Source organism: Paenibacillus sp. FSL F4-0100 (assembly GCF_037993005.1).
Classification (GTDB): Bacteria; Bacillota; Bacilli; order Paenibacillales; family Paenibacillaceae; genus Paenibacillus_AQ.
The window spans coordinates 3477277-3502191 of record NZ_CP150303.1; the positions used below are offsets into that span (position 1 = coordinate 3477277).

Annotated in this window: 20 protein-coding genes; 16 read left to right on the forward strand and 4 right to left on the reverse strand. The window is 48.4% G+C overall.

The annotated features are described in order from the left end of the window. Positions 1–29: 29 nt before the first annotated feature. Complete coding sequence (aac(2')-IIb, locus tag MHH48_RS15780; protein WP_076323235.1) at positions 30–752, forward strand: kasugamycin N-acetyltransferase AAC(2')-IIb; 723 nt, start codon at positions 30–32, stop codon at positions 750–752. A gap of 384 nt (positions 753–1136) precedes the next feature. On the opposite strand, the gene MHH48_RS15785 is transcribed toward aac(2')-IIb, so the two are convergent. After that, positions 1137–2012 carry a protein kinase gene (locus tag MHH48_RS15785; protein ID WP_076323237.1) on the reverse strand — a complete coding sequence of 292 codons (876 nt, stop codon included), beginning with the start codon at positions 2010–2012 and terminating at the stop codon, positions 1137–1139. Positions 2013–2156: 144 nt separating this feature from the next. Continuing rightward, a complete protein-coding gene (locus MHH48_RS15790) occupies positions 2157–3029 on the reverse strand; it encodes an AraC family transcriptional regulator (RefSeq protein WP_076323238.1) in 873 nt (290 codons plus the stop codon). Positions 3030–3176: 147 nt separating this feature from the next. Between MHH48_RS15790 and MHH48_RS15795 the strand changes: the two genes are divergently transcribed. Beyond that, positions 3177–4739, forward strand: a complete 1563-nt coding sequence (locus tag MHH48_RS15795) for a HEAT repeat domain-containing protein (protein ID WP_076323239.1) — start codon at positions 3177–3179, stop codon at positions 4737–4739. A gap of 205 nt (positions 4740–4944) precedes the next feature. Beyond that, entirely contained in the window at positions 4945–7029 is a 2085-nt protein-coding gene (locus MHH48_RS15800; protein WP_076323240.1) for a DUF5054 domain-containing protein, read from the forward strand. A gap of 94 nt (positions 7030–7123) precedes the next feature. On the opposite strand, the gene MHH48_RS15805 is transcribed toward MHH48_RS15800, so the two are convergent. Both MHH48_RS15805 and MHH48_RS15810 read right to left on the reverse strand, forming a co-directional pair. Further along, on the reverse strand, positions 7124–8587 hold the full coding sequence (locus MHH48_RS15805) for a 4-hydroxyphenylacetate 3-hydroxylase N-terminal domain-containing protein (RefSeq protein WP_076323241.1): 1464 nt from the start codon (positions 8585–8587) through the stop codon (positions 7124–7126). A 197-nt stretch (positions 8588–8784) separates the two neighbouring features. Further along, positions 8785–9570 (reverse strand): M15 family metallopeptidase, encoded by a 786-nt coding sequence (locus MHH48_RS15810; protein ID WP_076323242.1) that lies wholly within the window; start codon positions 9568–9570, stop codon positions 8785–8787. A 177-nt stretch (positions 9571–9747) separates the two neighbouring features. Between MHH48_RS15810 and MHH48_RS15815 the strand changes: the two genes are divergently transcribed. The 13 genes from MHH48_RS15815 (at position 9748) to MHH48_RS15875 (ending at position 24901) form a co-directional block, all read left to right on the forward strand. After that, on the forward strand, positions 9748–10722 hold the full coding sequence (locus MHH48_RS15815) for an aminoglycoside phosphotransferase family protein (protein WP_076323243.1): 975 nt from the start codon (positions 9748–9750) through the stop codon (positions 10720–10722). A gap of 121 nt (positions 10723–10843) precedes the next feature. After that, positions 10844–11440: a hypothetical protein gene (locus MHH48_RS15820; protein ID WP_076323244.1), complete on the forward strand. Its 597-nt coding sequence runs from the start codon at positions 10844–10846 to the stop codon at positions 11438–11440. A 32-nt stretch (positions 11441–11472) separates the two neighbouring features. Then, entirely contained in the window at positions 11473–12234 is a 762-nt protein-coding gene (locus MHH48_RS15825) for a class I SAM-dependent methyltransferase (RefSeq protein WP_076323245.1), read from the forward strand. A 172-nt stretch (positions 12235–12406) separates the two neighbouring features. Further along, the gene (locus MHH48_RS15830) at positions 12407–13627 is read left to right on the forward strand and encodes an amidohydrolase (protein ID WP_076323606.1); all 1221 of its coding nucleotides are present in this window, start codon (positions 12407–12409) and stop codon (positions 13625–13627) included. A gap of 9 nt (positions 13628–13636) precedes the next feature. Beyond that, entirely contained in the window at positions 13637–15106 is a 1470-nt protein-coding gene (locus MHH48_RS15835) for a HAMP domain-containing sensor histidine kinase (RefSeq protein ID WP_076323246.1), read from the forward strand. Positions 15107–15109: 3 nt separating this feature from the next. Beyond that, a complete protein-coding gene (locus MHH48_RS15840) occupies positions 15110–15805 on the forward strand; it encodes a response regulator transcription factor (protein ID WP_076323247.1) in 696 nt (231 codons plus the stop codon). Positions 15806–15937: 132 nt separating this feature from the next. Beyond that, a complete protein-coding gene (locus MHH48_RS15845; protein WP_076323248.1) occupies positions 15938–17422 on the forward strand; it encodes an S-layer homology domain-containing protein in 1485 nt (494 codons plus the stop codon). 160 nt (positions 17423–17582) lie between these two features. Continuing rightward, entirely contained in the window at positions 17583–18140 is a 558-nt protein-coding gene (locus MHH48_RS15850) for a DUF4253 domain-containing protein (protein ID WP_256720571.1), read from the forward strand. Positions 18141–18158: 18 nt separating this feature from the next. After that, positions 18159–18344, forward strand: coding sequence for a DUF4253 domain-containing protein (locus MHH48_RS15855; protein WP_340390695.1), 186 nt, complete (start codon positions 18159–18161; stop codon positions 18342–18344). A gap of 500 nt (positions 18345–18844) precedes the next feature. Continuing rightward, complete coding sequence (locus MHH48_RS15860) at positions 18845–20962, forward strand: helix-turn-helix domain-containing protein (RefSeq protein ID WP_083659694.1); 2118 nt, start codon at positions 18845–18847, stop codon at positions 20960–20962. 267 nt (positions 20963–21229) lie between these two features. Then, positions 21230–22180, forward strand: a complete 951-nt coding sequence (locus MHH48_RS15865; protein ID WP_256720620.1) for an ABC transporter permease subunit — start codon at positions 21230–21232, stop codon at positions 22178–22180. Positions 22181–22195: 15 nt separating this feature from the next. Then, complete coding sequence (locus MHH48_RS15870) at positions 22196–23101, forward strand: carbohydrate ABC transporter permease (protein WP_009592960.1); 906 nt, start codon at positions 22196–22198, stop codon at positions 23099–23101. 153 nt (positions 23102–23254) lie between these two features. Next, entirely contained in the window at positions 23255–24901 is a 1647-nt protein-coding gene (locus MHH48_RS15875) for an extracellular solute-binding protein (RefSeq protein WP_144023477.1), read from the forward strand. Positions 24902–24915 lie beyond the last annotated feature (14 nt).

Here is a 24915-nt window from a genome sequence, read left to right on the forward strand (position 1 = left end):
GATTCATTTCTTAAGGGAGGGATATAAACATGAACCATTGGATAGATAAAGAGCCAACCGCTACGGCGCTGATGGAATTGCATGTTCAGGCGATGTTTACGCATGATCGGGATATGCGAATTCGCACCATCAACGAGCCTTGGCCGGGAGCGGAGCCTGCCCCCAGGTTTTTCCTGGGCCGAACGATAGACGGCTCCGCGATCTGCAGGTTTCGCCATGACGTTCCCGAAAGAATTGCCGGGCAATTGAAGGCGCTGGTTGAAGATGAGCCGATCGTAAACGAGGAAGTTCAGACGAAGCCTAAACATTTTGCGGCTTATATGAATCTCCTTCATACTGAGCACTATACGAGCGGACCCTGTTATCGGATACCTGACAAAACAACGCCGGCCAAACAGACGGTATGGATCACTCGAGAAAATATGAACGAATATTCGCTCACCGGCTTTGAATGGCTGTTCACGGAAATCGATTATGGCCAGCCTTGTGTTGCGCTCGTTCATGAGAACAGGCTGGTGTCGGTTTGCCGCAGCGTTCGGATTACGGAAGGAGCACACGAAGCCGGGCTTGAGACGTTAGAGGAATTTCGCGGAAGAGGTTATGCGGCTGCCGTTGTTGCAGGATGGGCCATCGAGGTGCGTAAGATGGGCGCTCTGCCGTTGTACAGCACGTTATGGGAGAATAACGCTTCCCGGAGAGTGGCAAGTAAATTAGCATTGTCCTATTACGGGGTTAATTTCACAATCAGATGAGATGCTGGGCAGCGTGACCCCCAACTAAAGTAAGCCATAAAGAAATCCCTCAAACAATTTGAGGGATGAAGTGCACCATGATTATGTTAATGATTAGCTCGAGCTGCCTCTTCTGTTCTTATAATAACCATGACCTTGGTTACCATGTCTATGTCTTAAATCGGATGAGGAACCTTTACGACGCGAATAGCCGTGGCTGCTGCTGTATTTTCTTCCATAATTCTTTGCGGAACTGCTGTGACGCTTGCGGCTATGACTATGGGATGTAGAGTGGAGAAGCTTGTTCATGATCTTTCTTAACATGCAAAACATCCTCCTTTCTTGTTCGTAATCATTCCATATAATTTAATCGGATCGTAACATAAATGAAACTCCATAATCAAATTAAAGGCTGCCCTTCTTATCCTTATCCGAGGGGTGGTTTCTTGCATTAGCGAGCGATTGCAGTTCGTTCATGAACTCCAAGGAACTTAAGTAAGGTTCACTCAATTGCAGCAAGCGTTTGATCATATTCTGCAATTCAATCGAGAGATGCAGTTCTTCCTGCCAGCTTCGCTCCACGACTGCGCTCCGGTTGTTATCCGGCTCGTAGGTGGAATAGAGCATGAACAACATAAAGTGACCGATGTCCCGAAGATCCTCGCTTTCCTTCGAATCCTTGTATTTTACAGAGGACGCCGAGCTGTTCCGCTTGAACTTTTTTCGTGCAGGTACATGGAGCGGAGGGGGTTCACCGATCCTTCTCGCTAGTCCAAAATCAATAAGATTGATCCTGCCATCCTTAAACAGGACGTTAGGAATCCGCAGATCAAGATGAACATAGCCTTGCTCGTGTATGTATCGGACTAGCTTCAGAAGCTGCAGCGTGATTTCGATGCATTCGTCTTCTTCGTATTTCATATCTTGTTCAAATATCAAATCTTCAAGCGTATCACCGTTTATATAAGACATGACCAGATAACAATTGCGGTTGTTCGAGAAGAAATCCCGATATGCCGGAATTTGTGGATGCTGAAGAGATCTTAATACTGCTGCCTCTCGATTCAGCAATTGTCTGGCATAATCGCCTTTGCTTGGTCTTGACTGTTTGACCGCCACCACACATCCGCTTTGTTGATCCAAGCATTGGTACAGGATGCCGTAACTTCCTTCCCCGATCATCTGTTGAATGGTATAACGATTCCCCAGCACCGTATTTTCTTCAGCCGGGTAATCCCGCCAAGCGCTTATAAAGGAGCTAAGGTATGAGAAAAAACGCATATCGATTCCAAATCTCTCCTTTGGGTTGGTCCCTCTAGAATGTTAGAGCAAGTGCGATCCCTTGTTGTCGTACATTATAAGCTTTTTGATAGGATTATACGAATAGAGGGTATATTCGATCGGATTAGGGTGAACCTCAGCTAGTCAATCGACATCCACTCGATCTTTCCTATAATCTAGCGGCGATAAGCCGTTAAGTTGCCGGAACAGCTTCGAAAAATAATGGATAGAAGAGAAGCCGTGCTTCTCGGCGATCTCCGTGATGCTGATGTTCGTATTGCGCAGATCCTCCTTGGCCCGATTGATGCGGAAGTGGTTAATGTATTGGGTCGGCGGCAAGCCCGTCGATCTCCTGAACAATTCAAAAAAATAACCTCTGCTGATCCGAAGTTCCTCGTAATACGACTCCAATGGACGCAGCTTGCCGTGCAGGATATCCTGATCCAGTCGCTCCAGTAATTTGTTCATTCTATGATCAGGAATTGTCTCATTCTGCAATGCGAATGCAAGAAAATACTCGATGAATTGCAGGAAATGGCTTTGTCTCCTTACGCTGCGCATATAGGTATGCTCATTCTCGAACTGGTTCCCGGTGTAGAATTTTTCAAACAGGTCGCTCCATACGTTGATCTTCTCAACTCTCATGAGCTCGGGTATGGGATAGGGAAAAGAAGGGCCTACATAGGAAGGAATCAGCTCGGCAATGTCATAACAGATCACGCTGGGATAATCGGCCAAAGCCCGGCGGTCCACATAGGACCAGTCGAAATAACAGCAGACATGTACCATGGGATCCTGGCTGTCCGCTATCCAATCATGCGGCTGCCCAGCCGGTATATATACAAGGCAACCCGGGTCGGTATGATATGTGCGGCCTTTGGTGCGAATGATGCCTTTACCCTCGGTAATTAGATAGAGTGATGACGAATAGCAGTGCCGGTTGTTATTGCTTTGACCTTTGGAAAAGGGATACCGTGTCGCATAAAACACATAGGGATGGAAGACGGCAAAATCCACGTATTTATATCCACATCCTTATAAGATAAGATTCTATAGATATTCGCATGACGATTGTACAAAAGCCTGACGTTTATGTAAATACAGCGATCGTCACCATTGCTATACTAACACTGAATTCATTTCATGCATGAGGAGGGAATTGAGATGTTGGATTATCAATGTCTATTGACGGATGAACAAATAATTCAATTTATTACGAAGGGGTATGTGGTGCTTCACAACGAATTGCCGGATCAGCTTCATGACGCCGTCAGGGATAAAATTAATGTTGTATTGCACGAGGAAGGAAATCCCGGCAATAACATTCTGCCCCGTGTGCCCGAGATCCAGCAGTTCTTCGAAACGCCGGTCGTTAAAGGAGCTTTGACGAGTGTTCTCGGACCGGATTACTATATGCACCCGCATCGGCATTGTCATTATAATCAGCCGGGCGATCCGCTGCCGGGAGGCGGGCAGTGGCACAAAGACGGTTACTGGTCCAGCATGCGCAGCCATCGGCCCTGGTGGGCGATGATTTTTTATTACATGCAGGATATCACCGAGGAAATGGGACCGACCACCATCATGCCCGGTACCGCATATTACGAAAAGTTTGTAGGCGATCAAGGCGAGACGCTGCTGCCGACTGGCAAAGCGGGAACAATGGTCCTGGTTCATTTTGATTTATGGCACAAAGCTTCGTTGAACGTGTCTGACATGGATCGATACATGTTAAAGTTTCAATTCGTTCGATTGCGTGCGCCGGAATCGCCGAGCTGGAATCATCGAGAGAAAGAGATGAGCCTTACGGGCGGAACACCTTACGTGCATTTGAATCTATGGAGAGGTATATGGAACTGGATGCGCGGCGAACCGGGTCAGGGGATGCCCTCTGCAACGGGAGACCAAGCCCAAGTAGAGCAATTGGCAGAAGAACTAAAGTCCGAGGACGAGACCGTTCGCGCAAGGGCCGCGGATCAAGCTGGATTGCTAGGAGAAAAGGCCGCTTCGTTGGCTCCTGAACTAGGCCAAATGTTGAATGATAGGGAACCGGTAGCTTTGAATGTAAGTTATGCGCTTGGCCGAATGGGTTCCGCAGGGATCAATGAATTGATTTGCCGCATGTCCGAAGGAACAACGCAAATCGCGCAGAGAGCGGCTTACGGACTGCAAGGTGCCGGCGCTGGAGCCGTTCCAGGACTGCTTGCACTGCTGGAACACGCAAACGAGAAGCGCAGGGCGCTTGCTGTTTTCGTACTTGGCATGATCGTCCCTTCGTCGAATGAGGCGGTGTCTGCATTGAAAGCGTGCTTGCAGGATCCGAGCGATTGGGTCCGTCGAAATGCAGTCGAAGCGCTGGGTATAATGGGGAGGGAGGCAGGCGATGTGTGCCAGGCCTTGGCAAACGTATTGGAGCAGTCGCTTCTGCAAGAGGAAGAAAGAGAAGCCGCGGGTCCCGATGATACGGACATCAGCCAGCAGAGCTATATCCTAAATAAAATGGGATATACTGCTGCCCTGTCGCTGCTTCGCACCGCCAAAGCCACGGATGTTCCCATCGTGATCCATTCGCTTGAGCAAGCGCTGCACAGCAAGGACCGTTATGTAAGGGCGTATGCCTTCGAAACGCTTACCCATCTGCGGACCCCGGAGGCGACGGATGTCCTGATTCGATATTATCGACCGGCCAGATGGTGTCCGGACACAACGAAGGCGAGCACTTTCTGATATCCGCATGCGGTCCGAAGACCTCTTATTCCTGATGGGAACGAGGGGTCTTTTTATATGTCTAGAATTCGATGTGATTCATGAGCAGGTGTCCTTTTTTTGCAAAAGCATGACCCTTTCATGCAAAGACTTGTGCGATGCGCTCTAGTAAAATGAGGCTCAAAGTTCGGCATTAGCCGTTTATTGTTGAAAGGAGCAGTCATGCATGGCAACATCAATCAAAAGAGTTCATGTCGTGTTCAAGACCCATCTGGACATCGGGTTTACCGATATCGGAAAGAACGTAATCGAGCGTTATATGGAGCATTTTATACCCCGGGCTTTGGAATTGTCCGAGCAGCTGGCTAACGAAGAGGGGAACGTAAAATTCGTATGGACGACCGGCTCATGGTTAATTCATGAGTTTTTGGGAGCCTCTGCTCCTGACATGCGGACGCGTATGGAAAAGGCCATTGCGGAGGGACGGATCGTTTGGCATGGGCTGCCGTTTACGACGCATACGGAAATCATGGATGCCCGGCTATTCGAATTCGGAATGTCCATTTCGGGCGACTTGGACCAAAAGTATGGAAAAACCACGATTGCCGCTAAAATGACGGATGTTCCGGGTCATACCCTTGCAATGATCCCCTTACTGGTTAAACACGGCATTCAATATTTGCATTTGGGCGTTAATATGGTGTCCAAAAATCCCAAGGTGCCGGAGATGTTTGTATGGCGTGCTTCCGACGGTTCGGAGATCATCGTTCATTATGCAGATAGTTACGGCAAACCGTTTCAAATGGAAGGGCTGGAGGACGCTTTGTATTTTGCCCATACGCATGATAACCATGGTCCATCCACAATGGAGGAGATTCGTGTTTTATTTGAACAGTTGGAGCGGGATTATCCAGGGGCGGAAATCATGGCCTCGACACTTGATGCATTTGCCCGGCGGCTTCAAACCGTAAAGGACCGATTGCCTGTCGTGAGCGAAGAAATCGGGGATTCGTGGATACACGGTATTGCCTCAGATCCTTGGAAAATCGCCCGTTACCGTGAATTGCTAAGGCTTCGGGATCGCTGGATCGAATCCGGTCAATTGGACAAGGACGGTGATGCGTACGCTCGATTTTGCAATCGCCTGATGTTGATCCCCGAGCATACCTGGGGGCTGAACAATTCCGTCTATCTCGTCGATTTCGTTAATTATTCCACTGGCGATCTAGCCGCTGCAAGAGCGCGGGATGTCGTTGAAGACAATCAACTGAGGAAATTCGATTACCTATGCCAGCAGGCGAATGGTACTCGGTCGTACAGCCATTACGAGAGCTCTTGGCAGGAACAACGGGATTATCTTGAGGAGGCCGTTCAATCGCTGCCGAAGGGGTTGGCAGCTGAAGCGCGAATAGAGCTGGATCGGATGAGTCGGCATCAAACCGTCCCAGACTCGGAGCCGATGCAGTGCAAGCAGCCGATCGATATGAACGAGCTTTATGAATTAGGGCAGTTTCAGGTAAGCTTCGCTGCCGACGGCTCGATAAACCGATTGATGGATCGATCCGGGAAGGAATGGGCGGACGAACATCAGAGACTTGGCACTTATAGGTATGAAACCTTCAGCAAAGAAAACTATGATCGCTTCTTTAAAGAATATGTGACCAATCTGGATATTCATCACGGCTGGGCGGACAACGACTTCGGCAAGCCGGGAATCGAATATGTCAAACCGCGGCCGGAACATCGGCGGTATACGGCATCCATGCGGACGATACACCTGAAGAGGTGTGCCGATTATGATATCGTAACAGTGGAAATGAAGCTGCCGGAGATTCTCAGTAAGCAGTATGGGGCTCCGCGCCGATTGAACGTAATCTATACCTTTCTTGCGAATGAGCCCGTCATAGAGGTAAGTCTAAGCTGGAAGGGCAAACCAGCCTGTCGTCTTCCGGAAGCAAGCTGGTTCTCGTTTGCGCCCCTTGTGGATAATCCCAACGCATGGATGATGGATAAGCTGGGACAGCGTATATCTCCGTTATTCGTCGTGAAGGACGGTAACCGGAACATGCATGGTGTCGATTCCGGCCTATATTATGAGGGGGCGGACGGAACGGTGGTCATTGAAACCTTGGACGCGCCGCTAGTGTGCCCGGGGGAACCGCGTTTGCTGCAATTCGACAACTCCTATGCTTCATTGACCGGTGGATTCCATTTCAATCTGCACAATAACGTGTGGGGTACGAACTTTATGATGTGGTTCGAAGACGATATGAAATATCGGTTCAGATTGAGACTGCATTCTCATTCATGAGTTAATTGTGCCCATCATGAAAAACAAAACGGAAAGGTGTGAGTTTATTAACTCGCATCTTTTTTTATATATGCACGATCATCCGCCGGTCAAGTTATGAAGAGGTATTGTTTTTATTAATAAAATCGTGAATCCTGTTACGAAGCTGCTCATGCTGCTCAAAATGGTTATACATCCGATAGGCTGCCGTCTGCGCATTTCCGAAGAAGAAACGTTCAAACTGGGTTTGCCGACCACCGAACGAGCTAGCACCAAGCTCCCATGCAAGCCTGAACAATGCGATACGATCCCAAGCTTCCGTCGTGGATCCTTTTAAATATTGATTAAGGTAGGGGCCTGATTCCGAATGAAAATCCAATTCGGAAGGGATCATAATCAGGCCGCTGGAGCCTAGCAGCTGAATCATCTCTACCATCTCGGGATAGAATTTGGGGAAGAGGATGCTGGATGCGAGAAGAGGACTGGCGGCAGGAACGAAATATCCGAATTGATCCTGGCTGGCACCCTGCTCGGACGCCAATCTTAATGCTTTGAAGGTCTCCAGAAATGCAATCATTTTTGAAACATTCGAGACCATATGAGGCTCGAGTCCAACGTTCTGTTCATCTGCCAAGGATTCCAGCAAGCCGAGCATGAATTCGGTTTTAACGATGAAACGGGTGACCATTTGGTGGGCGATATGCGTATGAAAGTGACTCTCGCCGAATAAACGCCCGGCGTAAGTCTCGTCCCCATAGTAAAAGAACCGGTCATGGGGGACAAGCACGCGGTCGAAGACGACAAGTGTATCCATCTCTTCGTATCTTGCGCTGAGGGGATAATCATAGGAAGAAGTGGCACCGTAGCTTTCACGGCATATAAAAGTCATGCCCGGTAAATCGTTGGGAACCGCAAATGCAAACGCAGAAGGATTCACATCCTGGGACATCGTTGGCGAAGGTGTCGGGAATACCAGCATTTCTTCGCAAGTAGCTCCTTGTGTTGCCATCAGGAATGCCCCGCTTATGATCATTCCTTCATCGTTAATCTCTACCACTTTAGCCGCGACAGTGTCTTCAGCAGCATCTTGCTGACCGGACATTTTACATGCATAGGGCTGGATGAAGGCGTGAGATAATGTAATATCATGATCACGACAGTACTTATAATAGTTCCTGAGATTTTCCGCATATCTCGGATGATGCTCTTCCAGAATATCGGCAGCGGTATATAAGGACATGATCGCAGTGTTCATATAATCGGGAGAACGCCCTAAAAAGCCATGATGCTTGTTCGCCCATAATTCCATCATCATTCTACGTTTATGCAAATCCTCCGCGTTCTTGGGCGGGAGAAAAGACAAGCCTACCCGTTCTCCCGTATCGGGCGAGGGGTAAGTCATCTGTTCGATATAACTTTCTTCACATTGCATATCGTAAAGATCGGCTTGGGTTTGAATAAGACCTTGGAATGCAGGATGCTCGGATAAAGGTCCCTGGATAGGCTCTCCTTTATACCAAATGTTAATAATCCGTCGGTCAATCCGTTCGATATACTGCTTTCCCGATTTAATAGGCACGTTGTTCACCCCATTTTCGATAAATCGTATGCTTTCAAACCTGTCTACTGGTGTTAATGTACGTGCTTAGTCCATACGGAGTACGTTGTCCGTCGGAAAAGGGATAAAATATGCGAATGTACCTCAAAAGCTTGAGCCAGGAAGAGACAGCAGGCAAAAAAAACGGACCCGTTATGGTCCGTTTCTTGAAATTTCGATTATTGGGATTGGCCCAGATACTGCTCAAGCGTGAGGTTTTGTCTCGTGATTTCTCCCGCAATATAGACACCAACGTAACGAACATGCCAAGGCTCATAAGAATAGCCGGTTAATTTCTCCTTGCCTTTTCCGTAACGAATGATAAATCCATATTTCGGTGCATTGGCTTTCAGCCATTTGCCTTCCTTGGTATTTCCGAAGCTTTGCTCCAACGCATATCCTACGGAAGCACTGGATATATCCATGCTCAGTCCGGTCTGATGCTCGCTTTGTCCCGGACGCGCGCTTGTTTTGTTGGCGACGGCCTCGCCCTTATTACGGGCGTTGCGTTCGAATATGGCTTTTTGAGTGGCATAGGACCGGTAGCCCGATACGGCTTTGAGATCGATCCCGTCTTTCTTGGCTGCCGCAAACAATTTTTCCAGCGCAGATGCCGCTACTTTTTTCATCTGTTTTTTGGGACTTGGTCCCGAGAAGCTGAACGGAATATGGGGTACAACCAAGTCTTGCGGAACATAACTCGATGGTAGATTTCTTTGCTTGTTGACAAGTACAACGGTGCTTGATAGATTGGTGACCGAATTTAAACCGCGAACCGTTTTTAAAGTTCGGTTAGGAGCGTTGTTTTCCAAAAACTTCGTAAATGATAAGCTGGAAGAAGCTGCTGCGGCAGCTTCCGCCTTGCCAATGCCGGTGCTGCTTAGAAAACTGGATAAGGCTAGGCTTGTGACAACGGAACCGATGATGACCGTAGGTATGATGGATTTGACGATTTTTTTGTGCATGTGTGAAGTCCCTCCTCGTTAGCTATCTCTCAGTATATAAGAGAGTTATATCGCTAGAATCTCTGACTTGTTTCTGAATTGTAAACAAAATAGAATAGATCGAATCTGATAATAACCCAAAAATAGATTATAGTTATATAAAATAGGTAGGAATTTCTACATAAGGAGAAGTTTCACATGCAAAATGAACAGCTGCAAGAAATATTGAAGGAATACGGCATCCATGAACCCGAGATCACGTTTATTCGGCATAATGAAAATCGAACCTATAAGGTTAAAGGCCATGACGGAAGTGCATATCTGCTTCGCATTCATCAACCGATAAAAGACGGCATGGCAGGTCAGCAGCATACCTATGACGGTCTGCTGGGTGAACTGCAAATGCTGGAGCATTTGTCAGGCTGGGATCATCTGCTTGTCCAAAGGCCGCTGCGGAATCGGGAAGGCGAGCTGATTACAATCATCGAACATGAGGGGAAGCGTTGGAATAGTTCCGTGCTTACTTGGCTGGAAGGAAGAGACTTGCATAAGGATGATGTAAGCGACCCGGTCATGGTCGAGAAGCTGGGGGCTCGTGTTTCAGAGCTGCACCGATTCTATGGTCAGTACATCCCGGAGGGCATGGATAAACGTCCAAGTCAGGGGATTAGCTACAATCAATATATGATCGGGGTTATAAAGCAAGGGTTAGCGAAAGAATTGTTTACTTCCTCCGATGTTTCCGTCATTGAAGACACGATATCGTTGGTTAACTCGCGGCTTGCGGATCGTGGGAACGAAGAAGCCTGGGGGCTCATCCATGGTGATTTAAGCTTGGGGAATATCATCATGACTTCGGATGGAGAACTGAGTTTTATCGATTTCGGTTTTTTCGGACCAGGTTATAATTACACAGATGTTGCAATGGGTGCCATGATGGTTCCCTCGGAGCTTCGGAATCTATTCCTGAGAGGGTATTATGGCAATGATCATACGGGACAAGATAAGCTTGTTCGGTTAGAAGGCTTCATGCTGCTGGCCATTATCGGATACTATGTCTTTCAAATGGAGAATGAATCCGTGCATGCATGGATGCGTGAAAGAATGCCGAAGCTGTGCGCCGATTACTGTAAGCCGTATTTGTCGGGTGAACGCATATTTTATTCCGTATAGTTCGATGACGAATTAGACGGTATCCGTGAAAGTTCATTATAAGCATTCAATCCCTTGGTATGCACAATGATCGGGTGATACGATATGAGATACATAACATAAGGATTAGAGGTGAAACCAAATGGCGGAAAGCAAACTTCTACTGCAACAAAAAGCTCTTCAGGATGAAGCTTCTGAGGTAGCTGATGAACTTCGACTTTACGAGTTGTTAAGTCAAGCAGGCGAACCGGTGCGTGTCGGCAGTTCAGCCCTCGGGTTAATGGTATGGAGAGACCTGGACATGACGGTAAAATGTTCTCGGCTGAATCAACAATTAACTGCACAAATCGCATCGGAACTCATGCTGCATGCTGGTGTGCGGGAGCTGAAGTTCATCAACGATACCGGAGTTTACAATACGGATCCCGCTTATCCCGATGGATTGTACATTGGCCTAAAGTATAAGTCTCAACGAGGGAAGGAGTGGAAGATGGACATTTGGTTCGTGGATGAACCGGAGAGACAACCCGACTTGAAACATATCGTCACGATGCCTGAACAGCTGACTCAGGAACGCCGGGAAGCTATTTTGCAAATCAAAAGTGATTGGGCAAGCCGTGATGAATATGGCAAGACTGTAAGAAGCTACGATATTTATACAGCGGTTCTGGAAGAAAACATAAGGACACCGGAGCAGTTTCAGGCCTGGCTGGGCCAAAGGTCCATGAATAAAGAATGAAGCTGATGAATCAATAAGAGGAGAATTTACATATGGAGATTATCAAGCATAACCTAGACAGTTGGGAGCTTAAAGTAAAACAGAAAAATCAGTGGACGGTTCCTGTAAGCAGCGAGGAAATCCAGAACGCCAGAATGGGCGATTGGTCAATTATCGTTACCGCTACCAAGCCTGTGCCCAAAGAATGGTTTCCTGAACTAAGCGAAAAGAATGTGCTCTGTTTAGCTTCTGGAGGGGGACAACAGGGACCCGTGTTGGCCGCTGCGGGAGCGAAGGTAACTGTATTGGATTTCTCCGAATCCCAATTGGAACAGGATCGCTTTGTTGCTAAAAGGGATGGATTGCCCATTCGGACAGTTCTTGGTTCGATGACGGATTTAAGCATGTTTGATTCGGAGAGCTTTGATTTGATCGTTCATCCGGTATCTAACCTTTTTGTGCCTGATATTCAGCCGGTCTGGCAGGAAGCATACCGTGTGTTGAAGTCTGGTGGTATTATGATAAGCGGCTTTATGAACCCGGCCTTCTACTTATTCGACTGGGAACTGGAAGAGAAGGGGATACTTCAGGTGAAACACACCCTTCCATATTCGGAACTGGATTATGCGTCGGAAGAAGAGATCGTGAGAACCGGGGTATCATTGGAATTCGGACATACTCTGGAGCAGCAAATGGGAGGTCAGATCCGAGCAGGGTTTATGATTGGCGGTTTCTATGAGGATTCGTTCGGAGGCAAGAGACTGTTGGATCGTTATGCAAACAGTTTCATTGCGACAAGGGCCATAAAATTTTAACATTAAGTCTATTGCCAATGAATTCATTAGAAGAGTCATCCTATCGGGTGGCTTTTCTTTTTTTATGTATATGTAAAACATAAGCAAATCCTATTTTTTTGATATTATCCATATCATTTTTCCTGTGATAGCATGTTCGTATATCTAGTAATTGGAGAGAGGAATGATGGATATGAGTTCAGCATTTTGGTTAACAAATGCCCGGTTAGAGAGCGGTTATGAAGTTCAAGATGGCGTAATTACGGGAACAAAGACGGAGATTCGCCACATATTCATAGAAAATGGAAAAATCGCGAAGATCGTAGCTTCGAATACAACCCTAACAGACCAATGGCCGCAGCACGATGTGAAGGGCTTATTGCTTCTGCCATCCTTTATCGAGAAGCACTGCCATTTGGATAAAACGCTGCTTGGTGACCGATGGCGTTCGGTTACGCCGGTTTCCAGTATTTTCGAGCGTTTGGCGATCGAGAAAGCGACACTTCCTTCACTGGATACCTTGACGCAGGACCGTGCGGAACGGCTGCTTGATATTTACCTGAAGTCCGGCGTGACGCATGTGCGTACGCATGTCGATATATATCCGGAAGTGGGATTAGATAATTTAGAAGCGGTTCAACAAGCATTACGCGCATTTGAAGGAAAGTTATCTTATGAGATCGTTGCTTTTCCGCAACATGGTTTGCTGCACTCGAAATCAACGGAGTTAGTGAGACAAGCACTTCGCAATGGAGCAAACCTGGTCGGCGGCGTTGACCCGGCTACGGTGGATTGCGATATCGAAGCGTCTTTACAGGAACTGGTGGGGCTCGCAGTTGAAGCCAATGCAGGCATCGACCTGCATCTGCACGATGCCAATCAACTGGGGATCTTCACCATGAAGCGATTAGCTCAGTTAACCATTGAAGCGGGACTGCAAGGCAAGGTGGCGATTAGCCATGCCTTCGGATTGGGTGATATTCCGCCGTCCCAAGCGCAAGAGATGGGGGACTTGCTCGCTGATGCGGGGGTCGCCATTATTACGAGTGTGCCGATTGGCCGCAAGTTTCCGCCGGTTGTCTTGCTGCAAGAGCGCGGTGTAGAAGTGGCCGTCGGATGCGACAACATTTTTGATGTGTGGTCACCCTTCGGAAATGGGGATGTGCTGGAGCGTGTCGGCCGATTGGCGGAAATATCCGGATGGGTGGATGAACGCGCGTTAGCGCAAGCGCTCCAATATATTACCGGTGGGACCACACCGCTTAATCATGATGGGGAGCAGGAATGGCCGCAGGTTGGAGACGTTGCCAGCATCGTATTTGTTGAAGCTTCTTGTTCCGCTGAAGCCGTTGCGAGAAGATCCAAACGTGTAGCGACGATGTTTCAGGGGAACATCGTTTCCGGTTCGTTTTAGGCGAATTTTATGTCCATTCGGATTAAATTGCTGCTGTCCTATACCGGTATGCTGGTCATTAGCTTGCTGGTCTTTGTCTTGACTGCGAGTTTGTTCACCATTGCGGCCACAGGCGATATTCACGGTATTCGGGATTTTTATAAAGTGCACTATCAGATTAACCCGCTCACGGAAGAAGAGGAGTCTATATTCCTCGAATTAAAATATCTTGCCAAGAACGAACCGGATGAGCTGCAGAACAAAGAGCTGCTATCGGAATATGATTTTAAGCTGAGAACCGTACGAGCGGGTCTGTATGTCCGGAGGGATAACGACCAGATCTTTGAGTCCAATACGATGAACCAGCCTGAATTGGAAGCGAGTCTGCCTCCATATGACCTGAACAACCATCAGATTCGTAATACCCTTAACATCGGTGAACGGTTTTATGCTTATGCCAAATATGATTTCCGGTATTCGGACGGTGCCAGAGGCAGTGTGTTTGTGATTCGAGAGCGAAGTCCTTTCGGTGAAGTCACGCGCAAGCTGCTGCCCATTCTTGTCTTGAGTCTCGTTGGCATCGTTGTGGTTGCAAATGTATTGTTATATCGCTGGATCACGCGCAGCGTGGTCAAACCGCTTGATTTGCTTCGAAAATCGGCGGAACACATCAAGGAGGGAAATCTCCAGTTTTCTCTGGATTTGCATTCCAAGGACGAAATCGGCCAGTTGAACGAGACGTTTGAGAATATGCGGAAGCGTCTGCATGAGTCGATTCAACTCCGGCTTCAGGACGAAGAGAATCGGAAAGAACTAATCTCCAACATCTCTCATGATTTGCGCACGCCCATAACGAATATTAAAGGGTATATCGAAGGTATACGTGACGGCGTTGCAGATACGCCGGAGAAAATGGATAAATACGTGAACATTATCTATACCAAAACCACCGATCTGGATAAACTTGTGAATGAGTTGTTTCTGTATTCCAAGCTAGATTTAAAGCAGGTTCCGTTCATGTTTGAGCATGTCGATATCATCGGTTTTATAGACGATTGCATCGATGAGCAGCGCTATGTTTTGGAGGAAAAGGGGATACGGTTGGAGTGGAAGGAACGTACCGGTCAGTCTGTCGAGGTCATTGCCGATCTGGAAAAATTAAAACGAACGTTGCTCAATATCATCGAAAATGCCCAAAAATTCATGGACAAGCAGGACAAAACCATATGTGTCTCCACTCAGCTTTCTCCGGGATGGGTGACGGTTGAAATACGGGATAATGGGATGGGCATCGAGCCGGAAGCGATCCCTTATATATTCGAAAGATTTTATCGTGCGGAGCCATCCCGCAATTCTTCAACGGGCGGCAGCGGCCTGGGGCTTGCAATTACCAGCCAGATCATCGAGGGACACGGGGGTACGATTTGGGTGGAAAGCGAGCCCGGCATCGGCACCAGTCTGTACTTTACCCTCAAACGAGCGACAAAGGAGGCAGTGTAATCCATGACCACACGCATTCTCATCATTGAAGACGAGACGACGATCGCTCAGTTGGAGCGGGATTATTTTGAGTTGAACGGTTTTCTGGTAGATTTATGCCATACAGGCAATGAGGGGCTGAAACTTGCCCTTAACGAGGACTACAGTCTTATCATTATCGACCTGCAGCTTCCCGGAATGAATGGCTATGAATTATGCAGCCATATCAGGAAGAACAAGGAGGTTCCGATTCTGATCGTTTCTGCTAAAAATGAGGAGATCGATAAAATCCGTGCCTTTAATCTCGGTGCCGACGATTACATTACCAAGCCGTTCAGCCCGAGCGAATTAGTCGCAAGAGCCAAGGCCCATCTGATGAGATATGTGAGGCTTATGGGCAAGCAAAGCCCAAGTCCAAGCTCAGAAATTAATATTCGCGGCTTGGTCATCGACAAATCGGCGCGAAGGGTGTTCGTACGCAATCAGGAAGTCACGTTTACGACCCGGGAGTTTAACTTGCTTGAATTTCTGGCAAGCCATCCGAACCGGGTGTTTAACAAAACAGAACTGTTTGAACGGATCTGGGGCATGGATTCCAGCGGGGATATTGCAACCGTAACCGTCCATGTCCGCAAGCTGCGCGAAAAGATGGAACTGGATCCATCCAATCCACAGTTTATTGAAACGGTGTGGGGGGCTGGCTATCGCTTTTCGGTCTAAACAATTTATAATTTGTTAATAAAAGTTTTCGAAATGCTTAATCCCAGCTTTCTTGGGAGTTTAGGACTCTCTTCTATCATGGAGATATGACGATCAACGTTCATATTTCAACGATTGAGGGAGGGTTTACAAATGAAAACATATTCTAATAAACTGGCGGCCATGATGGTGGCGGCTGCCCTGGGAACGGCTTCGCTTCCGTTTCATGTACTGCAGACCGAGGCTGCGGGAGCCCCGCTCGTTGCACAGGATATAGAGCAAGCCACTCAAGTGCTGTCCCAGCTTCGCGTGATGCAGGGTTACCAGGATGGCACGATGGGGATAACCAGTCCCATTACGCGGGCAGAGCTGGCAAAAATGCTTGTGCTTGCGTTTGGACTTGAAGGCAAAGGAGATACAAAGCCAAGTTTCACGGATGTGAATTCAAACGCGTGGTATGAACGGTACGCAGCTGAGTTGGTAGCACAAGATATTATGCAGGCACCGGAGGGACGTTTTGATCCTCGGGGAATCGTTACCCATGCCGACCTGGTACAAATGGTATCTAAGGCTCTGAAACGAGATGTGAAGTCCGTGGATGAATGGGCGAAGCGTTTTTATTCTGAGGAAGGCCATACCACACGTGGTCAAGCTGCCTACTTAATAAGCATTGCCCATGAGGCAATTCCGTCTGAAAAAGCCAACATCACGAGTGTCCGCGCACTGAATGCCATCACCATGATCGTTACCTTCGATGCTCCTTTGACGGCAGATAATGAGGCGTTTGCAAAAGCCAAAGAAGATTTTAAATTTAACAACGGGCTTGAAATCACCAACATGCCGCGTTTGAAGACGGGCTCAATTTCCACTTACATCGTCCCAACCTCCGTTCAAAAACCGGGTACATCCTATACGCTTACCTATAAAGGGAATACAGCAGGCATATTTACAGGTAATAGCACGAAGTTGGACATGACAGAGGCTAGACAAGTCGCTCAGGATACGTTTGAGTTGGAGGCACTTAAAGAGAATGGTGTCGTTGACTATGGTTATGTTATTTCCGCTTATAGTGGAGGCCGCGGAGCCAATGCATTCGTATTGGATGAGAACAACAGCGCCGATGGAAAAGTCTATCAGATCATATCCTCTGGTCAAGCCAGAGAAGTGACGATTACGCCTGCAGGCGGACAACCTATCGTGGCAAAATATGTACCCTTCACCCAGTCCACGGATGGCAAACAAGAGCCGAAATTCCGTTTACCTGAAGGCCAGACACTGACGCCGGGAGTTACCTATACCGTTACCTCAGATTGGGCACAGATTGCAAACCCGACTTTCGTAGCGGAGAGTTTCGAACCGCTGAAGATCATCGGAGCCGTGGTGATCAGTGACAGTTCCGTTTCCATTACATTATCCGAGGACCCTGGAGACGAGCTCTTCTCCGGACGGAGCATCGAATTGATTGACGCAGAAGGCGGCAAGCAGATAGCAGCTTATAAATATTCAAGCCGCAAAGGTGCCGTTGGCGTGTTCGATCTGACGCAGGAGGGCAAACTGAAGCCAGGAACGACTTATACGATTAAACCGGTCGGCGAATGGTCAGACGAAACAACGGCGGTTCTGACCGTGAATGAATAGAATACTGCACTGGACATGGCTGTTCAATATAAAGAGGACGAGTTTTACTCTCGTCCTCTTTATATTGATTTTTTGCGACTATGAAAATGGTTCTAACATTTGTAAAATCAAGGATAAGTACTAATACTGGTTTCAAATCCGTCAGGATGGAGGAGTACATATGATTGAAGAGCTTTCCCATTATTTAAGTGAATGTGATATTGAAGTTTTAGATCTGGACAGCTTAACGCTCCCTGTCCCAAAGGAAGAGGAGCACAAGATTCTCATCGCTCCCGGCTACAATCTGGTGGAAATGATGGAGGAAATCTGCGAAGAAGAATCCCTTTCTGAATACGTGAATAAGGAACTGGAGAAGGTTCAGCGTTTAAGCATGAAAGATGTATTGGGAAAAATCGTTGCTTCGCGATTATCCTATACGGATATTGCGCTGGAACCGGAAGAATTAGAAGGGAAGAGCTTTGAGGAATTATATCGTGCCTATTCATTATTATGGGAGGGCAGCGAAATGCTTAACGAAGAGTTTGGCGAATCGGATACCGAGCCCTTTGACTGGAATACGACATGGGTACAGGGAAAGGTGGAAGAGGACGAGCAGGTGATCCTGCTGACGCTGCCGGCCGAAGCCGGATATGAAGCGCCGCTGTGGGTTCCGATGGGAGGTTATAACGAATGTCCGTTGCCCGAGTATCAGTCGGTGATTTTTAAGCATTTTCAGTAGAAGTATCAGATTAAAATTGTGGCCGTTTCGGAAGATACCTGGATTCTTCAGGCCGGCAAACGACCCCAAACGCATGATGAAGCATTACGGCTCGCCAAGGAGCACTTTATTTTCTGCCAATATGTCATGGACGGGTTTTCGACGCTTGGGCATTATGCGGACTATTTAATGAAGCACGATATCTGGTATTTTTGGTGGGATTAAACGTCAGTTGCCGCGTGAAAACGCGGCTTTTTTTTATTGGGACTATGGTCAAAATATCCAAAGACATGGTTATTTTCCGTTATTGTCATAAAGCATCATGAACCTTAACAATCGGATATTTACCAAGCTCGCCGATTCCCCTAATATGGAGTTACTTTCCGTCATTTAGCCGCGTGCTGGTCTGATATGGAAAATTGTACCCTTCCATACGCAGAAGTACCTACCCGTGCGCCGCAAACATCCATTATGATCAAATTTATTAGCTGGCGGGAGAACTTGTGCCTTTATTTTTTGAAAACGCTATCACATAAGGGGGGATATTTATTCTTAAGCATTCGAAGGTATTTCGCAGCTTTCTCATCTCCTATATTGCCATTCTGCTCATTCCCACCATCGGAGGATACATATCCTACTTAACCTCTATCTCCGTAACGCAATCCATTTCGATTGAGAATAGCATCGTTCAGCTCGAGAAAAGCCAGGAGCTGCTGGAGCACCGGATGGCGGAAGTGGAAGGGATGACGCGGCAGCTGGCGATCAATCAAGACCTTAACGTGCTGCTCAACGACCATCTTGCTCAAAGGGATGTTTACGGCATATGGAGAACGATGCGCAATGTGCTGACTTTCGGTCAAACCAACGATTTTCTTCAGCATTACTACATCTATTTGGCGAATTACGACTTGATCGTAACGTCGGGCTCCTCTTATCGGCCGGAGCATTATTACGAGTTTTTTCATTATGACGACCTCACGTTTGAGGAATGGAAACAACAGATCCTGGAGAAAGCCCATCGCAGTGAAATCAAACCGCTCTCTTCTTTTTCGGAAAGGGACAACGAAACCTCGGTCATCACGTACATGCAGTCGCTCCCGCTGGACAGCTTCAACGATTCGTCCCCGGCCAATGTCGTGGTCGTGATTGATGCACGGACGATTGCCGGATTGTTCTCGGGGTTAACCGACAACTACGGCGGCTGGGTCCACATCCACGACGGAAAAGGGAATACGCTTGCTCTTCAAGGAAACATGGAATCCGATGTGAGCCAAATCATGAACGATCCGGCATTCGATCAGAACAAAACCAGCCAGTTCTACAAGAATGATCTTGTGATCACCACGCGCTCGGATAAGAGCGGTTGGGTCTATCAGGCCGGCATCCCTCGCAGCGCCTTAATGGAGAATGCCGATCAAATTAAACAAGCGTCCTGGTTCATTACCGGGGGCGCCATGATCGTCGGGCTGCTGTTCGGGTTGTATTTGGCTCATCGGAACAGCGTGCCGATCCATCGAATGATTAGCATCATGAAAGAGCAGTTCGGCAGGGATGAGCTGACGGAGCGCAATGAATTTGACTTTTTGAGCGGGAATATTGCCAATATGATCAGCAAAAACAAACAGCTGGAAAACGAGCTGACGCGTCAGCTGCCGTTTGTCCGGGATGCTTTCCTGAGACGGCTGATTGCCGGCGAGTTTGAATCGAGGGATGAAATTGCTTCCGCTGCCCAGCAGGCTGATATTGCCTTGCATAACGGAAAAGGCTATGTCGGCATCCTGCAGATCAAAGGATATGCCGGCATGGACAGCGTTGAGATCCTTAACGAGCTTAACGCCGCCCGGCTTCTCATGAAGCAGGCCTTTTCCGAAATCGCCGGGTCGCTGCCCATGACGGATCTGGGCTCGGACAAAATGGTGGTTTTGTTCTTTACCGACGAAGATAGCGAGCCTGGGCCGGATGAAGAGCTTCGCATTACGGGGTTGATCGAAACGCTGACGAAACGGGTGCTGCATGAATATAAAATGTTCCTCCAAGCCGGTTTCGGCGATCCGTTCGATTCGGTCTCAGAGGCGGGGCAGTCATTTGACCAGGCCAAGCAGGCTCTTGAATATGCCGTCTACATGAATCAAAAAGAGACGGTGTGGTACCGCGAAGCCCGAATCGTCAACACAACGTATTACTACCCGCTGGACACCGAGCAGCGCTTGATCAGCACGGTTCGGGCAGGAGAGCTGGAAGAAGCCGAGAAGATCGTCAATCTGATCATGGATCAAAATCTCCATCAGCGGGAGTTATCGGTCGAGATGAAGCACCAGCTGGTAGGTGAAATCAAAGGAACGTTCCTTAAATTAATGGATCAGAAAATTTTTGCGGAGTCGGAATGGTTTGAAAGCATAAAAAGGCGCATCATCGATATCGGCTGTACCGAGCCGCTGGAATTCATTCGTCACGAGATCCACGCGATCATGGGAGAGCTGTGCAGATATATTTCCAATAAAAAGAAGGACTCCCATGCCAAACTGATCAAGCAGATTTATGACTATACAGAAGCGATGTACGCACATCCGGAGCTCACCTTATACCGCGTGGCCGAGCACGTGGAACGGCCTGAGAAATACATCTCCCAATTGTTCAAGGAAGTAACCGGGGTCAATTATTCCGATCATCTGATCAAGGTGCGGATGGATCGGGCGGCCATTCTTCTTGCCGAGACGAACCTCACGATCGATGAAATAGCGGCTCAGGTGGGCTACAACAGCTCCCATTCGTTTCGCAGGGCATTCAAGCGCCTCATCGGCATTTCCCCGAGCGCTTACCGTCAGTCTCATGAGGTCGTGTAGAGGGTTGATCCTCGCAAGCCGCATTGTCGCTTAGGACGATGCGGCTGTTTGGGCTAAAGAAAACGCGAATACGCGGGATTTGGAACCTGACGAGACAGGATGGCCTATGGAAAAGCGGTTATTTGTACGTCAAACGACCGAAGTGTACCTGTTCAAGGACCGGATTTCTCGCCTATGATCGACACATAAAGAAAACGCTATCATTTCAATGCCGACACATCATCTGTCATTACATTAGGGGGGATTATTCTGGAGAAGCCATTGGTAATCGAGTCGGAGCCTGTTATCCATACCGGCACCAGCACCGGCTATTGGCATGTTGCGCGAAAGAGTTTGAGGAAGCATTGGCAGCTGTACCTGCTCGTGATTCCGCCGTTGCTGTTTTTCCTGATTTTTAAGTACTATCCGATGTTGAATGCCGTTCTTGCCTTCAAGGACTACAACGTCATCAAGGGAATATGGGGCAGTCCCTGGGTAGGCTTCAGGCACTTCGAGCTGTTCTTCGAGAATCCGTTATTCTGGACGCTCGTCAAAAACACGATCATTCTCAGCGGTTATCTCATCTTAGCCGGGTTTCCGATTCCGATCGTGCTAGCGTTAATGATTAACGAGATCCGGGGCGGCCGATTCAAAAAGTTGGTCCAGCTGGTATCCTTTGCGCCGTATTTTATTTCAACGGTGGTCATGGTGTCGATCATCATGCTGTTTCTGGCCCCGCGGCTGGGTTTTGCCAATGTGGCTTTGAATTTTTTCGGACTGGAGTCCGTGAACTTTCTCGGCGATCCGGGGATGTTTCGTTCCATCTACGTATGGTCCGATATTTGGCAGACGGCAGGTTATAGCGCGGTGATCTATTTGGCGGCATTGGCCGGCATTGATCCGACCCTGTATGAAGCGGCGAAGGTGGACGGCGCCTCGCGCTTCCAAAAGATCCGCCATGTGGATCTGCCGGGCATTGTGCCGACCATCGTCATCATTTTGATTCTGAATGTCGGCAACGTGATGGCGCTTGGATTCGAGAAGGTCTATCTGCTGCAAAATCCACTGAATCAGGTGAACTCCGAAATCATTGCAACGTATGTCTATCGGATTGGGCTGCTGAATGCCAACTACAGCTTTGCAACCGCAGTCGGCCTCTTCAATTCCGTGATCAACCTCATTCTGCTGCTGACCGTGAACGGATTGGCTAAACGAATGACCCATAACAGCATTTGGTAAGGAAGGAGCTATGGCATGGCAGTTCAACAAGCAGGCACAAGAAAAATCAAGGAGTCCGCAGGCGACCGCATCTTCCTGACAACGGTATACATCGTTCTCTTTCTAGTCGTTATTGCGGTTTTGTATCCGCTGATTTATATCATCAGCAGCTCCATCAGCAGCCCGGCGGCCGTTACTTCGGGCAGGGTATGGTTGTGGCCGGTCGATATTTCGTTCGAAGGCTTTCGGGTCCTCTTTAAAACGCCCGAGATTATGACCGGATATGCCAATTCCATTTTCTACACGACGGCTGGCACGATCATCAGTGTCGTGTTGACCATCATGATTGCCTACCCGCTTTCGCGCAGATCGTTTTTCGGACGTAACGCGTTGATGATGATCATTACGTTTACGATGATATTCAGCGGGGGACTGATTCCGACCTACATGGTCGTTCGGGAGCTTCATCTGATCGATACCCGCTGGGCGCTGCTCATTCCCAATGCCATTTGGGTGTGGCAGGTAATTATCGCCCGATCTTTTTTTCAGTCTTCCATTCCGGACGAATTGCAGGAGGCCAGCGAGATGGACGGCTGCAGCGACATACGTTTTATCTGGAGCATCGTCCTGCCGCTGTCGAAGCCGATTATGGCAGTGCTCGTGCTCATGTATGCGGTCGGCCAGTGGAATGCGTACTTCGATGCGTTGATTTACTTGAAAAGCGCTGACCTGTTTCCGCTTCAGCTGATTCTTCGAAGCATTATCATTCAGAATAACAGCTCGGGAACGATGGATGCTTTAGCCATGGTCGAGAGGCAGCAGCTTGCCGAGCTCCTGAAATATGCGCTGATCGTGGTTGCCACCCTGCCTGTGCTGGTCATTTATCCGTTTGTGCAGCGCTATTTTGTGCAGGGGATGCTCGTAGGTTCCGTGAAAGGCTGATCGCTTTTTGAGGGGGACGGACGAATCAGGCCAAGGGAACCAGAGCTTATGATGGAAGGGAGGTGATGCTCCGTTTAAGTGTAAAGCTAGTCGTTTACGTGTTGACTCTAATGAAAAAGGGAGCGATTCAATTTGAAAAAAGGCCTATTCAGCATGCTCATGCTGTTATTGGTGAGCAGCCTCGTGATGGCAGGGTGCTCGGGCAAAAATACAGAAAGCCCGAGCAGCCCGCAGGGCGGAAGCGCGTCCGGGAGTACGGACAGTTCGAAACCCGTTGAAATCAGCGTCTTCGCCGTACAGGAATCCGGAATCGATATTCCAGCCAACAAATATACGAAACATATGGAGGAGCAGTTCAACATCAAATTCAAATGGCAGATCAATCCCTCCGACGGTGCCAAGGAGAAACGCCAAATCTCTCTGGCCAGCGGCGATTATCCGGATGCTTACCTGCTGACGCACTACATTGATGAATTCTCCCAAGCCGATGTGCTCAAATATGGACAACAGGGAGTGCTAGTTCCCTTGAACGATCTGATTGACCAACATGGACCAAACATTAAAGCGGCCATGGAAGCAACACCGGAAATGAAGGCGCTCGTCACGGCACCGGATGGGAATATCTACGGGCTTGGCGCCTATACGGAATGCTTTCACTGTTCCTATCCAAACAAAATGTGGATCAATACCGAATGGCTGAAGAAGCTGAATCTCGAGGAACCGAAGACGACCGAGGAATTCAAGAGCATGCTGCAGGCTTTCAAAACACAGGACCCGAACGGCAACGGTAAAGCGGATGAGGTGTCTCTCAGCGGATCGACGGAGGATTTCGGCGTACGGATCATCCCTTATCTGATGAACAGCTTCGTTTACGATGACGACCGAAACTACTTGATGATGAATGGCGGCAAGGTAGACTCCGCGGCGATCACACCGGAATGGAAGGAAGGACTCACTTATATCAAATCGCTGTATGATGAGGGATTGATTGATCCGGGTGCATTTACCCAAAATGCGGAGGCGTTCAAGAAAATCGGCGAGAACGCGGATGCGGAAATACTCGGCGCCGGTGCCGGCATGCATCCGGCCATCTTCGTGAACATCGATCCAGGCAACAGCCGTTCGGCGCATTACAATCCGATTCCGCCGTTAAGCGGACCGAACGGAATTTCGTACGCGACCCATGATGCGGGGGGCGTCTCACCAGGCGCAAAATTCGTCATTACGAACAAAGCCAGTGAAGAAGCCCGGGTTGCATTGATCAAAATGGTGGATTACATGTTTACGGCGGAAGGTCAAACCAACGCCGCGACCGGCATGAAAGGGATCGATTGGACGGATCCCGAGCCCGGCGATCAAGCGCTTGGCGAGGGCGTGACACCGATGGTCAAGACCATTCCGATGAAGGAAGGCGAAGCGCCGCACAATGCGGGATGGAGCGGAATGGGCCATTTCTATATGCCTAAAGAGTATCGCGATACTTGGGTGCAGGGAACCGACATCTATGCGTCCGATGGTTATGAGCGCAGATTGTACAATGCGTCGCTGTTGTATCAAGGACATGAGCCGAAGGAAATCTTCCCGATCTGGTCAATCTGGATCGATCCGAGCGTAATCGACGAAGCCAGCATGCTTCAAACCAATCTCAAAAACTACATTGAGCAAAACCAGCTGCAATTCATCACAGGCAACAAGGACCTGAACAAGGATTGGGACGCTTACGTCAAAGGATTGAAGGATCTAAAACTGGACCGTTACCTGGAAATTCTTCAGACGGCTTATGATCAATCCGCCAAATAATTGAAGGACAGCTC

Bases quoted from the DNA above. Each gene is read 5' to 3' on its own strand.
- MHH48_RS15875 (WP_144023477.1), top strand. From the start codon at position 23,255: ATGCTCATGCTGTTATTGGTGAGCAGCCTCGTGATGGCAGGGTGCTCG.
- MHH48_RS15820 (WP_076323244.1), top strand. From the start codon at position 10,844: ATGGCGGAAAGCAAACTTCTACTGCAACAAAAAGCTCTTCAGGATGAA.
- MHH48_RS15800 (WP_076323240.1), top strand. From the start codon at position 4,945: ATGGCAACATCAATCAAAAGAGTTCATGTCGTGTTCAAGACCCATCTG.
- MHH48_RS15835 (WP_076323246.1), top strand. From the start codon at position 13,637: ATGTCCATTCGGATTAAATTGCTGCTGTCCTATACCGGTATGCTGGTC.
- MHH48_RS15870 (WP_009592960.1), top strand. From the start codon at position 22,196: ATGGCAGTTCAACAAGCAGGCACAAGAAAAATCAAGGAGTCCGCAGGC.
- MHH48_RS15795 (WP_076323239.1), top strand. From the start codon at position 3,177: ATGTTGGATTATCAATGTCTATTGACGGATGAACAAATAATTCAATTT.
- MHH48_RS15860 (WP_083659694.1), top strand. From the start codon at position 18,845: ATGGCGGAAGTGGAAGGGATGACGCGGCAGCTGGCGATCAATCAAGAC.
- MHH48_RS15845 (WP_076323248.1), top strand. From the start codon at position 15,938: ATGAAAACATATTCTAATAAACTGGCGGCCATGATGGTGGCGGCTGCC.
- MHH48_RS15825 (WP_076323245.1), top strand. From the start codon at position 11,473: ATGGAGATTATCAAGCATAACCTAGACAGTTGGGAGCTTAAAGTAAAA.
- MHH48_RS15850 (WP_256720571.1), top strand. From the start codon at position 17,583: ATGATTGAAGAGCTTTCCCATTATTTAAGTGAATGTGATATTGAAGTT.
- MHH48_RS15810 (WP_076323242.1), bottom strand. From the start codon at position 9,570: ATGCACAAAAAAATCGTCAAATCCATCATACCTACGGTCATCATCGGT.
- MHH48_RS15840 (WP_076323247.1), top strand. From the start codon at position 15,110: ATGACCACACGCATTCTCATCATTGAAGACGAGACGACGATCGCTCAG.
- MHH48_RS15815 (WP_076323243.1), top strand. From the start codon at position 9,748: ATGCAAAATGAACAGCTGCAAGAAATATTGAAGGAATACGGCATCCAT.
- MHH48_RS15785 (WP_076323237.1), bottom strand. From the start codon at position 2,012: ATGCGTTTTTTCTCATACCTTAGCTCCTTTATAAGCGCTTGGCGGGAT.
- MHH48_RS15830 (WP_076323606.1), top strand. From the start codon at position 12,407: ATGAGTTCAGCATTTTGGTTAACAAATGCCCGGTTAGAGAGCGGTTAT.